Raw genomic sequence first — 12,217 nt, 5'->3', positions numbered from 1 at the left:
TGTCAGGAATATGGGTTGCCAACGATGCGTTTCAAACTCTCATTTCCAAAGCAGCTGTCGTTTCTTGCGACAATTCTAGCTTTTCTCGCTCTCGGCTTCAGCGCGGCTCATGCGCAGGAAGAGCCGACCGGGCTTGAAGAGGCGCTGCCGACCGAACAGATTTCTCAGACGAAAATCATCGGTTTCGGCGACAGTCTTATGGCGGGCTATCTTCTTCCCGGCAACGCCGCTTTTCCACAGCAGCTTGAAAAAGCGCTCGACGACAAGGGGGTTTCGGTTTCCATCGAAAATGCGGGAGTGTCTGGCGACACCACCACCGGCGGCCTGTCGCGCATCGATTGGTCGGTGCCTGACGGCACCGATCTCGTCATTCTTGAACTCGGTGCCAATGACGCGCTGCGCGGCATTTCACCCGATATCACCGAGCAAAACCTTGATGAAATGCTGACAAAGCTGAAAAGCCGCAACATCGGCGTCATTCTGGCTGGCATGCAGGCCCCGCCCAATATGGGCAAGGATTACGCCGAAAAGTTCAATCCGATCTATCCAAAATTGGCTGAGAAACACGGCGTCGCCCTCTATCCGTTCTTCCTTGAAGGCGTTGCCGCCAACAAGGCACTTTTGCTCGAAGACGGAATGCATCCGAACGAAAAGGGGATCGAAACGATTGTGAACAATTTTCTACCGCTGATTGAAAAAACGATTGCGAACCATCAAAAATCGGGGAGATCCGGCGGTTAAAGTCGCGCCGGATAACAAACAGCTTGCCCCGAGACTCAATCGATGATTCGCTGACACTGCATGGATCAGAATCGCACTGATTCTGGTCGTCAGGATGCAATGACCCTCTGTATTGGAGTGTCCATTATGCGTCTTTAGGCGCATAGCGCTCTGATATGGAACGCTTCGAGGAGGATGCCCTATGCCGCGCCTTTTCACTGCCCTCGAAATCCCGCGCGATGCCGCACTTTCGCTCTCGCTTCTGCGCGGCGGACTTCCCGGCGCACGCTGGATCGATGTCGAAAACTATCACATAACCCTGCGCTTTATCGGAGATGTGGAAGGCCATGTGGCCGACGAAATTGCCCATGCGCTCGACCGCGTGCGGCGTCCCGAATTCACGCTCAACCTCTCCGGCGTCGATGCGTTCGGCTCCAAAAAACCGCACAGTATCTATGCGGGCGTGGCGCCTTCTCCCGAACTCAACGCGCTTCAGGCCGAAATCGAACGCATCTGCCAGCGGCTCGGAATTCCCGCCGACCCGCGCAAATTCATCCCCCATGTGACGCTGGCCCGGCTCCGCAATCCCCGCATCGAAGAGGTGGTCCATTACCTCTCCTCGCGCGGAAATTTCGCTACCCTGCCCTTCAAGGTCGGGCGTTTCGTGCTTATGTCATCACGCGATTCCGTCGGCGGCGGTCCTTATATTGTCGAGGAAGCCTGGCCTCTGATCTCCCGTTCGGGCCAGAACTGGTCGGCCAATGCGTTGGAAGCTGCAAGCACCATCCGGTAAACTTTTTCAAAATCCTCGATGCCGCCATAATAGGGATCGGGGATTTCAACCGCCTTGCCTTGCGCGATCTCAGTGAACAGGCCGATGCGACTGGTTACAGTCTGAGGCCGACGCTCCGCGATCATGCGCATATTATAGCGATCCATGCCAAGGATCAGATCGAAGCGGGTAAAATCAGCCGCTTTGAGTTGCCGACAGCTTTGCGTGGACAGATCAAGCCCGTGATCTGCCGCGACAATAAGCGAGCGCTCGTCCGGCTCTTCGCCGGTATGATAGCCATTGGTGCCTGCCGAATCGATCGGTACACCCTGCACATTGCGCTTTTCAAGCACATCGGCCATCACACCCTCGGCGAGTGGAGAACGGCATATATTGCCGGCACAGACGAAAAGAATGCTGGTGGGAGGCTTGATGGTCACGGAACTCTCGCAGGCTTTGTGGGTTGGTTGAAGTGATCACCATAGGCGAAAGACAATGACACGCAACAGATTGACACAAGAGCAGATCGAACAGGCACTGTCGGAGCTTGACGGCTGGAGTCAAGTGGAAGACCGCGAGGCGATAGCCAAAAGTTTTCGCTTCAAGGATTTCAGCGCTGCCTTTGGCTTCATGTCGCGAGCAGCGCTTTATGCCGAAAAGCTCGACCATCACCCCGAATGGTTCAATGTCTATAATCGCGTCGACGTGACCCTTTCCACGCATAGCGAAAAGGGCATAACCGAACTCGACATCAAGATGGCACGCAAAATGAATAGTCTTGTTTAGACAATTGTAGGTTACGGGGCTTTCGGGGCCGTATCCACGGCGGGTTGTTCAGCCGGTTCCGGTGGTGCCTCGGGTTTTTCCAGCATGAATTGCAGCGGAGCCGTCAGTTTCATCGGCTCGCTTTTATTCATATCATGCGTGAATGCCGGAAATTTGATTTCATCAGCAAAGATTTTCTGTGCTGCTGCATCGACCAGCGGCTGACCTGAGCTCGAAACAATCTTCACTTCAGAAGCATTTCCCTCAGGCGACAGAGAAAAGCTGATCGTGACCTTGAATTCTCCGTCCAGTTCGCGCAGTTCGGGCGTTCGCGTCAGACGGGCAGCGCGGCGTCTCAAGGTCTGCGCAACGGCATTTTTCCATTCTGCCTGATTGGTTATAGGCGGCGGCTGGTTCAGTCGCGGTCCGGTTCCCGAAGGAGCGGGCTGTGTTAAGGTCGGCGGCGTCTTTTCAGACTCGTTAACAGGCGCCTCAGGCGCAACGGTTTCAGCCAGTGTGGGCATGGCAGAGAGAGCAAAGACCAGCAACGATCCAAACATCACGCGCGCGCGAAAACATGACTGAATTTGCATCCATGATCCTTCCATAACCGGGCCACAGTTATCTATCGGTATCGCGCGGTGCCTGTCCAGCGCTCATGGCGGTCTAGCCCCACGCTAGCAAAACCATCAGAGCTCTGCCTGTTTTTATACGAACTATACTCACGAACCCCACCGCAAGTCGATCAGCACATTGCAGACGTTAGGCTTTTCTAGCACGTCAGCCATCACGCCTCGGTTTGCGGGTAGCGGCAGAATTATCATCGCAGACAAAGAGAAAGCCATTTGGGGATAATTATGGCTATCCAGATGAACCAATTATATTAAATATTATTTTATACTGGAGAAATATAAACCTTTATCTTTGATCGATCAAAATTGAAGGTTCCATCAGGATTTCGGGTACCAAGCACATCTACTATATTAATTGATTTTGTCCATTTTTCTCCCAGTAATTTACCATTTATAGCCCGAATATAGGTGCCTCCACTTGTGATACCTGCATGAAAAAATTCTTGAATAGGGCTAACTCTTTTAAATCCAATCGCCTTTCCTGTTTCCAAATGCATTGTTCCATTCCAAACCTGCCCGTCTTCAAATTTAAGTTTTGGGACCCATTTATCACCCGATAATGTGACGATATCCTCAAACGATATGCTGCCCCCCTTCAGATAGCGAACATATGCCACTGCTTCATAGCAAATGCCTTTATAGACATAATCTGCAATATTTCCGCCGTCTTCTTCTTTTCCTTTAAGAAGCTTATCGTATAAATCAGCTTTTTCTTCAGGAGAACCCAGAGCGGCTTCCTTTCCCTTAGGCGTAAGCTTCATCTTCAACCCCATCATTTTCATTAATTAGAAAAATAAACACAAATAACTTACATATAAAAAATATAAACTATATTATCCGACAACGGCTACACGACGAGGGCAACGCTTTATGCCGAAAAACTCGACCATCTCCCCGAATGGTTCAATGTCTATAATCGTATCGGAGTGACCCTTTTCACGCATAGCGAAAAGGGCATTACCGAACTCGACATAAAGATGACGCAAAAAATGAATGCAATTGCAACCTTTTTAAACACCGAATTAAAGAATGAATATCTTTAAAGATCAGATATATAGACTCGAATTTTTGTCCCTTCAAACATGAATGTTCCGTCAGGACTCTTTCTCACAAAAACCGTCCTTAAATCCACAAGTTGACACCAAACAGTTCCTAAAGCCCCGCCGTTGATTGCCCTTATTTTGGTTCCCCCAACAGCGATTCCAGCATGAAATACTTTATCATCACGCTCTCTCCAAAACCCAACCGCTTTCGATCCTGAAAGAGAATTGATGCCATCCCATTCCGTGCCAACTTTGAAATTGAATATTTTTATCCAAGCTTCCGCACTTAGGGATACTAATTCTTTATAGTCAATTCTAGCTAGATATAAATAACGAACAAATGCAGCGACATCATAACACATTCCTTTTACATAATCATTCATATCATAATGACCACGAATCAATTCATCCGCGCAATGAATACGTTCTGGAGCAGGAGCTTTCGCAACTTCTTTACCTTTTTTGTTTAATTGCATAATAACAATCCATCTTATTAAAAATAATTTATATTAACAATACTTCTCTAAAATGCAAATATTATTAAATTATTATCCGATGTTAAATCAAGCATGGATAAGATTGCATTTGGCATTATCACTCCCCATCTATTGCAAGGAAATCAAACGAGAATGCTGCACGACAGGAGTTCAACAGGCATGGATAGTGTCAAAATCGGTGAAATCCTTGAACCCGGAAACGAAAGCGATTTTAAAAAACGCAGCGAACGGGTGAAGCACGGTTTTTGGAAAACGGCACGCCGTGCAAGACGCATGGTCCCGTTCATGGATGAGGTCGTGGCGGCTTATTATTGCGCGCTCGACAGCAAGACGCCGATGCGCGTGCGCATGACGCTGATGGCAGCACTCGCTTATTTCGTGCTGCCCTTTGATGTCGTACCGGACCTGCTTGTCGGCATCGGCTTTACCGACGATGTCGCGGTGCTGATGGCCGCCCTCACCGCGCTCCGCGGCCATATTACCCCCGCCCACAGGCTTGCTGCGCGGCAGTCACTTGACGAAGAGGCCAATGCGCAAATGGGTGAACAGAAAAAATAATCGGGACCGTTTGACCCCATGCTGCCTGATTGCGTCAGCGGCGAAAGTGCGTATTTTTCGGATTTATTTCGAGTTTAGATCAAAAAAGCTTCATATTTATAAGGCTATGCTAAACTTCAACGCCAAACTCTCGCCGCTTTCTTTGCATTGAAGTTGGGAACGGGGTGGCGATCGGCCTCTGCTGTTTCCAGTTTTCTTTCAAAACTTCACCGTTTAGTAACCCAGATTAAGGCAAATTAATCGGCAACTGAGCGGGGCGGCGTGTTGAAACGGCGGCATCCCGATATTCGAGTTTGAAGCAAACGAAAGAGAACCGGTAAAAACAATGCTTGGAAAATCGATCGTCGCAGCTTCGGTGTTCATGATTGCAATGGCAGGCCCGGCGCTGGCCCAGACACCGACGCAGATAAAGCAGTTCGACGCCTGGGGTGCCTATAGCTACAAGGCGGGCAACGGCAAGGTTTGCTATGTGCTCTCCGTGCCGAGCCAAAAATCGCCAACCAATGTCGATCATGGTGATAATTTCTTTCTGGTGAGCCAGAAGCCGGGCCAGAATGTGAGCTTCGAGCCGCAATTCATGGCTGGCTACGACCTCAATACCAACGCAAAGGTCATCGCTTCGGTCGGCAACAACCGCTTCACCATGTTCGTCAACGGCAAGTCCGGCTGGATGGAAAATGCCGCTGAAGAGCCAAAACTCGTCGCCGCCATGAAAGGCGGTCAGGAGTTGAAGGTCGAGGCGCAATCCAAGCGCGGCACCAAGACCAGCTATACCTATTCGCTCAAGGGCATTTCAGCCGCTCTCGCGGCTATTCAGAATTGCAAATAGGCTTGATGCAATAATCATTATTCAAAGCCGGAGCAGCTGCTTCGGCTTTTTTGTGTGCATGCCGCGCATGGCAGCTTCGCGTTGCACCAGATGACGCGCGCGCTATTCTGTGTTATGAGCACGCGCAACAGGGCTCGCATATCCCGTTGATCGCGCCCATATAGTCATAACCGACCCGGAACAGGCATATTCAATCCGCAGAATTTTGCGTGATCTTGGATGCCTTTTAACAGTTGAAGACGCAATAGACACGATGGCCCTTTCGTTCGACCTCACCCTTGACGATACGCGCGATGAGCTTGCGCGCTATGCGCGCGCCAATCAGGCCGTAAAACCTTCGCTGATCGGTCTGACGCGGGAAGAGCTGGCCGCTACGCTGATCGAGGCTGGCATCCCCGAGCGTCAGGTCAAGATGCGTATAAGCCAGATCTGGCACTGGCTTTATGTGCGCGGCGTTTCCGATTTTGCCGATATGCGCAACATCTCCAAGGATTTACGCGCAACACTTTCCGAGAATTTTACCATTGCTCGCCCTGAAGTGGTCGAGGAACAAATCTCGCAAGACGGCACCCGCAAATGGCTGTTTCGCTTTCCACCGCGCGGCGCTGGCCGTCCGGTCGAGATTGAAAGCGTTTATATCCCCGAAGAAGGGCGCGGAACGCTGTGCATTTCCTCACAGGTCGGCTGCACGCTGACCTGCACCTTCTGCCATACCGGTACGCAAAAGCTGGTGCGCAATCTCACATCTGAGGAAATTCTGGCGCAGCTTTTGACGGCGCGTGACCGTCTCGGTGATTTTCCCGACAAGGACACGCCGGATGGCGCGATGGTGCCAGCCGAGGGCCGCAAGATCACCAATATCGTGATGATGGGCATGGGCGAGCCGCTCTATAATTTCGAGGAAGTGAAAAAGGCGCTGCTGATTGCCTCTGATGGCGACGGTCTATCCCTCTCCAAGCGCCGCATCACGCTTTCGACCTCTGGTGTGGTGCCGGAAATTTACCGCACCGGCGAGGAAATCGGCGTGATGCTCGCCATCTCGCTGCATGCCGTGCGTGATGAATTGCGCGACCTTCTGGTACCGATCAACAAGAAATATCCGTTGGAACAGTTGATCAAGGCCTGCCGTGAATATCCGGGCCTTTCGAATGCCAAGCGTATCACCTTTGAATATGTGATGTTGAAAGACGTCAATGACAGCCTTGAGGATGCAAAACTGCTGGTCAAAACGCTTCAGGGCATTCCCGCCAAGATCAACCTGATCCCGTTCAACCCGTGGCCGGGCACCAACTACCAGTGCTCGGACTGGGAGCAGATCGAGCGCTTTGCCGATTACGTCAATGCCGCCGGTTACGCGTCCCCTATCCGCACCCCGCGCGGGCGCGATATTCTGGCCGCCTGCGGTCAGTTGAAGTCGGAATCAGAGCGCATGCGAAAGAGCGAGCGTCTGGCGCTTGAAGCCATGATGATCGCCGGACACGGTGAATGAACGACACGTTCGACACTATCATGCGGTTTGCGGTCATCGTGTTCGGCTATTGCTGTGCGCTTCTGGCCGCAGGCTGGTTTTTGACCGCGATCCTGTTTCGTACTATCGGCGTGGATGCGATGATGCAGGATTTCGTCATGCTGGCTGACAGCACCGATGCAGGTGCTGCGTGGGTGGCGTCAAGCTTCTGGAGCAGCGTTTTCATCGGCGGAATTGTCTTTGCCATGCTGGGCGGCGGCATCAGCCTGTTGCCCACTCTAGTCATCGTAATGTTGGCCGAAATCCGCAGCTATCGCTCGTCTCTCTTTTATGCGATTTTCGGCGGTGTGATCGGGCTTGCGAGCGCAGGCGCAATCGTGCCTTTCAACGACAGCCGGGATTTTTCGCACATCTCACTTCTGGTGCTGGCGAGTGCCTGCGCCGGTATTGTCGGCGGCTTCGTCTACTGGCTGATCGCCGGTCGCAATGCCGGACGGCTGATTAAAACGTGAGTTTCATATGCTGACCTGCAAGCAGCAAATCTGCCACGAATAGACATCACAATAATGAGACTATAATTTTAAATAACACAAAGACACATGAAAGCCATAATATAGTTATTCGTGTACAAAAATTATAACATTATTTCTACATTATAAATATTTAATATTATTTTAAAAGGATGCACACCTTGCACGATACTTCCGATTATATCTCACGATTTATGACGATTTTGATTGGTTATTGTCTGGCCGTTCTGGCATCCGGCTTTTCTCTGGCAATTATCATATTGATTTTAAGTGGTTCCATCAGCTTTCTTCATGACTTGAGAGCGCTGATAGCCGATCCACAAACGGCCGGATTTTGGTCTGCCATCTGGCGTGGCGGAACGATGATGTCAACGTTTGCTGGTGCCTTCAGTTTCATTCCGGCGCTGATCCTCATCATCTTTGCGGAAGCATGCAAGAAGCGCCCGCCCCAGTTTTACGGACTGAGCGGCGTTGTGATCGCAACCGCTGCGGCAGGAACGGCTATGCTGTTCACTTCTGGCCTCAGCATCATCGCAGCACTCTTCCTCTTTGCAAGCTACGCCTTTGCGGGACTGATTGCGGGCTTCGTCTACTGGCTGATAGCGGGACGCAATGCCGGACGGCTTGCAAACCGCCCGGCGCAGTAAAGCTATTTCGCCTGCGCGGTAATGATTTTCAGCGCAAAAGCCGAGAAAATTCCCGCAAACAGCCAGTCAACGACGCGCGTGACCGTAGGGTTCTTTTTCAAAAGCCCCGCAAAACGGTCGGCTGCCAAGATCATGGGAATGGTCAGCGGCAGCGCCAGCGGAATAAACGACAGCCCGAGAAAAAACAGCTTTCCCATGGCATGCGGATCATGCGCCGAGACAAATTGCGGCAGGAACGTCATGTTGAACAGGATGATTTTGGGATTGAGCAGGTTGATGCCGAGCCCCGTCAGCCAGTTCTGAAACAGGGTATGCTTGCGCCCGCCGCTCTTTTCCGGCGAAAAAGCCGATCCCTTGCGGATCGCCTGCACGGCAAGCCAGACCAGATAACCCGCGCCAATCACTTTCAGCGCGGTGAAGGCTGCAGGTGATGCAAGGATCAGCGCCGACAGCCCTAACGCCACCATGCTGGTATGGATGATGATGCCGGTGCTGGCCCCTGCCATACAGGCAAAGCCCGCGCCCTTGCCCTCCGACAGCGCACGGCCCACGAACAGCGTCATGTCCGGTCCCGGCGTGATGGTCAAAATGATCGTGGCAATCACGAACTGGGCAAAAACAGTCCATTCGGGGATGAAGGTCAGATTCGTCAGAAACGACATGGATAAAACTCCAGAGATTTGCTGCAAGCTAACGCATTTCCAGCAAAAGTGTGAAGCGGTTTTGCGTGGGAAAATGCGAAAAAGACACGGATTTCTTTTCACGGCTATCGCTTTTTTCGCTCTTTTTGATAAGTCGGCGCCATGCGGCTTGCACCGCCTTGGACAACTGATAAAAGACTTTCGAGATTAAGTTTTTCGGCCGCCACCCTGCGGCCATCAGCGCATCGAACGGAAGTGAATTATGAGCAAGTGGAAAGACGTTAAAAAAGTCGTTCTCGCCTATTCGGGCGGTCTCGATACCTCGATTATCCTGAAGTGGCTGCAAACGGAACTGGGCGCGGAAGTCGTGACCTTTACCGCTGATCTGGGTCAGGGCGAAGAACTTGAACCAGCCCGCAAAAAAGCGGAAATGCTCGGCATCAAGGAAATCTTTATCGAGGACGTTCGCGAGGAATTCGTGCGCGATTTCGTCTTCCCGATGTTCCGTGCCAATGCCGTTTATGAAGGTGTTTACCTGCTCGGCACTTCCATTGCCCGTCCGCTGATTTCCAAGCACCTGATCGAGATCGCCAAAAAGACCGGTGCCGACGCCATTGCGCATGGTGCGACCGGCAAGGGCAACGATCAGGTCCGTTTTGAGCTTGCGGCCTATGCTCTCAACCCCGACATCAAGATCATCGCGCCATGGCGCGACTGGTCGTTCAAGAGCCGCACGCATCTCCTGGAATTCGCCGAACAGCACCAGATTCCGGTCGCAAAGGACAAAAAGGGCGAGGCCCCGTTCTCGGTTGACGCCAATCTTCTGCACTCATCATCTGAGGGTAAGGTTCTGGAAGACCCGGCACTGGAAGCGCCTGAATATGTGCATATGCGCACCATTTCGCCCGAAACCGCACCCGATCAGCCAACCATCATCAAGATCGGTTTCGAGAAGGGCGACGCGGTTTCCATCAATGGCGAGCGCCTGTCTCCGGCAATGCTGCTGACCAAGCTCAACGAATACGGTCGTGACAACGGCATTGGTCGTCTCGATCTGGTCGAAAACCGTTTTGTCGGCATGAAATCACGCGGCGTCTATGAAACGCCGGGCGGCACGATCCTGCTCGCAGCGCACCGTGCGATTGAATCGATCACGCTCGACCGCGGTGCCGCACACCTTAAAGACGAGTTGATGCCGCGCTATGCAGAACTCATCTATTACGGCTTCTGGTTCTCGCCGGAGCGCGAAATGCTGCAAGCAGCCATTGATCTGAGCCAGAAACATGTCGAAGGCGAAGTAACCCTCAAGCTCTATAAGGGCAATGTCATAGTCACAGGCCGGGAATCGGACAAATCGCTTTATTCCGACAAGCTCGTCACCTTTGAGGATGATCACGGCGCTTATGACCAGAAGGATGCGGCAGGCTTCATCAAGCTCAATGCGCTGCGTTTGCGCACGCTTGCTGCCCGCGACCGCAAATAGGCCGTCTGGTTCACACGGAAAGCCCCGCTCAGGCGGGGCTTTTTTCATGATAGAGCCTGTCTATGAAGACTGACATCGTGATTTTTTATTCAGCAATGGCTGCCTCAGTCGCCTTGGGCTTTATCTGCTGGTGCGCTCGGTTTCAGCCCTGATGAAACTTGCTACAGCCCTCCGCCACCGCTTTTCATCCAAGACCAAACCGCAGACAGTCCGCTTAAGCAAAGCCGGGCAATATACGATCAACGTGGTGTTTCCGCCTTTGAGCTTCATCACCGGTCGCGCGCATTTTTCCGCAGATTTTACAATCCGGTCACATGCATCCGGGGTGGAGGTACCTTATCACGCGCTGGGCCGCGCTTTGCTCTCCGCCAACAAGACAGATATGAGCGGCAATGCATCCTATCCATTGGGCCATTTCGAATGCGCAGCGCCGGGCAATTATGAGATCACCTGTCTCACCCCGCAAAACATCCGCTCCGATTTCCAGATCGAAGTCGCGCCTTACGTTTCTCCGCTTACATATGTGCCGCTCATTCTGGGCATTATCCTTTCAGCCTGTATGCTGATTGGTGGCGTGATCGTCTCACTTTTGAAAATGGCCGAAAAAATCTGATTCAGGCCGCGTTTCGGATACCAGCCAGCATCTTTTCCTCGCCCGGGCGTAACGTCAGCACGCGCACGCCCTGGCTTGTGACGGCAACCGTATGCTCGAACTGCGCCGAGAGCTTTCCGTCTTTCGTCACCACCGTCCAGCCGTCTTTCTCGGTCGTAACCTTTGCCGTGCCCTGATTGAGCATCGGCTCGATGGTAAAGACCATGCCTTCGCGCAGCCCCTCGCCGGTGCCGGGTTTGCCGAAATGTAGAACCTGCGGCTCCTCATGCATTTCGCGCCCGATCCCATGACCGCAATAATCACGCACGACACTGTAATCATGGCGCTTGGCATGCCGCTCGATAGCATAGCCGATATCGCCCAGCGTTGCACCAGGACGCACGGCGGCAATGCCCTTCCACAGCGCCTCATAGGTCACGCGCACCAGCCGCGAGGCAAAGGGCGCGACCGCGCCGACCATATAGGTCTTGCTGGAATCAGCGATATAGCCATCCTTTTCCAGCGTGATATCGAAATTGATGATCTCGCCATCGGCAATCACCGCGTCATCCGACGGCATGCCGTGGCAGACGACCTGATTGCGCGATGCATTGAGCACATAGGGATAATCATATTGCCCCTTGCTGGCGGGCCGGGCTTTCAGTTCGCGCACGATATAATCCTCAACGCAATCATTGACCTGCATCGTCGTCATGCCCGCAAGCGGCAGAGAATCAATCAGCGTAAAGACGGATGCCAGCAACGCGCCGGAAGCCGCCATCTTTTCCAGTTCGGCAGGCGTCTTGATCATGATGCACGTACAGGCAAAGCAGGAATTTCCACTTGCGCGCCGCGCAATTGCATCTGCACGATTTCATTGAACGACATGTCGGGATTGGTCTGCGCCAGCATGCCGACCGTCATCCAGTATTCGGCCTGCGCATTGATGGAGCGGCACATGACATCGCTTGCCTTGCGCACTTCCTCATGCAGTTCATCACTGATTTTCACAATACCCACGGCTTGACCTTTATATGAAT

The 12,217-nt window shown here is 52.4% G+C and carries 17 protein-coding genes and 1 pseudogene; 11 read left to right on the top strand and 7 right to left on the bottom strand.

The features are described from left to right. The first annotated feature begins 24 nt into the window (after nucleotides 1-24). Both AAIB41_RS10415 and thpR read left to right on the top strand, forming a co-directional pair. Nucleotides 25-741, top strand: coding sequence for an arylesterase (locus AAIB41_RS10415; protein ID WP_343313277.1), 717 nt, complete (start codon nucleotides 25-27; stop codon nucleotides 739-741). A 181-nt stretch (nucleotides 742-922) separates the two neighbouring features. Continuing rightward, complete coding sequence (gene thpR / locus AAIB41_RS10410) at nucleotides 923-1,513, top strand: RNA 2',3'-cyclic phosphodiesterase (RefSeq protein ID WP_343313275.1); 591 nt, start codon at nucleotides 923-925, stop codon at nucleotides 1,511-1,513. Here thpR and AAIB41_RS10405 read toward each other — a convergent pair. Beyond that, complete coding sequence (locus tag AAIB41_RS10405) at nucleotides 1,423-1,932, bottom strand: low molecular weight protein-tyrosine-phosphatase (protein WP_343313273.1); 510 nt, start codon at nucleotides 1,930-1,932, stop codon at nucleotides 1,423-1,425. The genes thpR and AAIB41_RS10405 overlap by 91 nt on opposite strands. 55 nt (nucleotides 1,933-1,987) lie before the next feature. On the opposite strand from AAIB41_RS10405, the gene AAIB41_RS10400 reads away from it, so the two are divergent. Beyond that, on the top strand, nucleotides 1,988-2,278 hold the full coding sequence (locus tag AAIB41_RS10400; RefSeq protein WP_343313271.1) for a 4a-hydroxytetrahydrobiopterin dehydratase: 291 nt from the start codon (nucleotides 1,988-1,990) through the stop codon (nucleotides 2,276-2,278). 11 nt (nucleotides 2,279-2,289) lie between these two features. Here AAIB41_RS10400 and AAIB41_RS10395 read toward each other — a convergent pair whose 3' ends face one another. Together AAIB41_RS10395 and AAIB41_RS10390 are read right to left on the bottom strand one after the other, a co-directional pair. Continuing rightward, a complete protein-coding gene (locus AAIB41_RS10395) occupies nucleotides 2,290-2,850 on the bottom strand; it encodes a TonB family protein (protein ID WP_343313270.1) in 561 nt (186 codons plus the stop codon). A 302-nt stretch (nucleotides 2,851-3,152) separates the two neighbouring features. Then, complete coding sequence (locus tag AAIB41_RS10390; RefSeq protein ID WP_343313269.1) at nucleotides 3,153-3,650, bottom strand: hypothetical protein; 498 nt, start codon at nucleotides 3,648-3,650, stop codon at nucleotides 3,153-3,155. Nucleotides 3,651-3,734: 84 nt separating this feature from the next. Here AAIB41_RS10390 and AAIB41_RS10385 point away from each other — a divergent pair. Then, a pseudogene (locus AAIB41_RS10385) lies at nucleotides 3,735-3,932 on the top strand (4a-hydroxytetrahydrobiopterin dehydratase); the annotation flags it as partial. Here the strand turns inward: AAIB41_RS10385 and AAIB41_RS10380 are convergent. Beyond that, nucleotides 3,929-4,408, bottom strand: coding sequence for a hypothetical protein (locus AAIB41_RS10380; protein ID WP_343313267.1), 480 nt, complete (start codon nucleotides 4,406-4,408; stop codon nucleotides 3,929-3,931). The pseudogene AAIB41_RS10385 and the gene AAIB41_RS10380 overlap by 4 nt on opposite strands. Before the next feature lie 180 nt (nucleotides 4,409-4,588). Here AAIB41_RS10380 and AAIB41_RS10375 point away from each other — a divergent pair, with 180 nt between their 5' ends. The 5 genes from AAIB41_RS10375 to AAIB41_RS10355 all read left to right on the top strand — a co-directional run bounded on the left by AAIB41_RS10375 (nucleotide 4,589) and on the right by AAIB41_RS10355 (nucleotide 8,461). Beyond that, complete coding sequence (locus AAIB41_RS10375; protein ID WP_343313266.1) at nucleotides 4,589-4,987, top strand: YkvA family protein; 399 nt, start codon at nucleotides 4,589-4,591, stop codon at nucleotides 4,985-4,987. Between the two features lie 325 nt (nucleotides 4,988-5,312). Next, nucleotides 5,313-5,816, top strand: a complete 504-nt coding sequence (locus AAIB41_RS10370; protein ID WP_343313265.1) for an invasion associated locus B family protein — start codon at nucleotides 5,313-5,315, stop codon at nucleotides 5,814-5,816. A gap of 253 nt (nucleotides 5,817-6,069) precedes the next feature. Further along, complete coding sequence (gene rlmN / locus AAIB41_RS10365; protein WP_343313263.1) at nucleotides 6,070-7,305, top strand: 23S rRNA (adenine(2503)-C(2))-methyltransferase RlmN; 1,236 nt, start codon at nucleotides 6,070-6,072, stop codon at nucleotides 7,303-7,305. Next, a complete protein-coding gene (locus AAIB41_RS10360) occupies nucleotides 7,302-7,796 on the top strand; it encodes a hypothetical protein (RefSeq protein WP_343313261.1) in 495 nt (164 codons plus the stop codon). The genes rlmN and AAIB41_RS10360 overlap by 4 nt, the downstream gene beginning before the upstream one ends. Before the next feature lie 179 nt (nucleotides 7,797-7,975). Next, the gene (locus AAIB41_RS10355) at nucleotides 7,976-8,461 is read left to right on the top strand and encodes a hypothetical protein (protein ID WP_343313259.1); all 486 of its coding nucleotides are present in this window, start codon (nucleotides 7,976-7,978) and stop codon (nucleotides 8,459-8,461) included. Nucleotides 8,462-8,463: 2 nt separating this feature from the next. On the opposite strand, the gene AAIB41_RS10350 is transcribed toward AAIB41_RS10355, so the two are convergent. Then, the gene (locus AAIB41_RS10350; RefSeq protein WP_343313258.1) at nucleotides 8,464-9,123 is read right to left on the bottom strand and encodes a LysE family translocator; all 660 of its coding nucleotides are present in this window, start codon (nucleotides 9,121-9,123) and stop codon (nucleotides 8,464-8,466) included. A gap of 241 nt (nucleotides 9,124-9,364) precedes the next feature. On the opposite strand from AAIB41_RS10350, the gene AAIB41_RS10345 reads away from it, so the two are divergent. Beyond that, complete coding sequence (locus AAIB41_RS10345) at nucleotides 9,365-10,585, top strand: argininosuccinate synthase (protein ID WP_343313257.1); 1,221 nt, start codon at nucleotides 9,365-9,367, stop codon at nucleotides 10,583-10,585. Nucleotides 10,586-10,736: 151 nt separating this feature from the next. Next, complete coding sequence (locus tag AAIB41_RS10340; protein WP_343313255.1) at nucleotides 10,737-11,198, top strand: hypothetical protein; 462 nt, start codon at nucleotides 10,737-10,739, stop codon at nucleotides 11,196-11,198. Between the two features lies 1 nt (nucleotide 11,199). Here the strand turns inward: AAIB41_RS10340 and map are convergent, their stop codons facing one another. Together map and AAIB41_RS10330 are read right to left on the bottom strand one after the other, a co-directional pair. Continuing rightward, complete coding sequence (map, locus tag AAIB41_RS10335) at nucleotides 11,200-11,988, bottom strand: type I methionyl aminopeptidase (RefSeq protein WP_343313254.1); 789 nt, start codon at nucleotides 11,986-11,988, stop codon at nucleotides 11,200-11,202. After that, complete coding sequence (locus tag AAIB41_RS10330) at nucleotides 11,985-12,197, bottom strand: ParD-like family protein (protein ID WP_343313252.1); 213 nt, start codon at nucleotides 12,195-12,197, stop codon at nucleotides 11,985-11,987. Before AAIB41_RS10330 ends, map begins: the two co-directional genes overlap by 4 nt. Between the last annotated feature and the right edge of the window lie 20 nt (nucleotides 12,198-12,217).

Source organism: Brucella sp. BE17 (assembly GCF_039545455.1).
GTDB lineage: Bacteria > Pseudomonadota > Alphaproteobacteria > Rhizobiales > Rhizobiaceae > Brucella.
The sequence above is the reverse complement of the archived record's forward strand: the minus strand, read 5'-3'. Positions and strand labels throughout refer to the sequence as shown.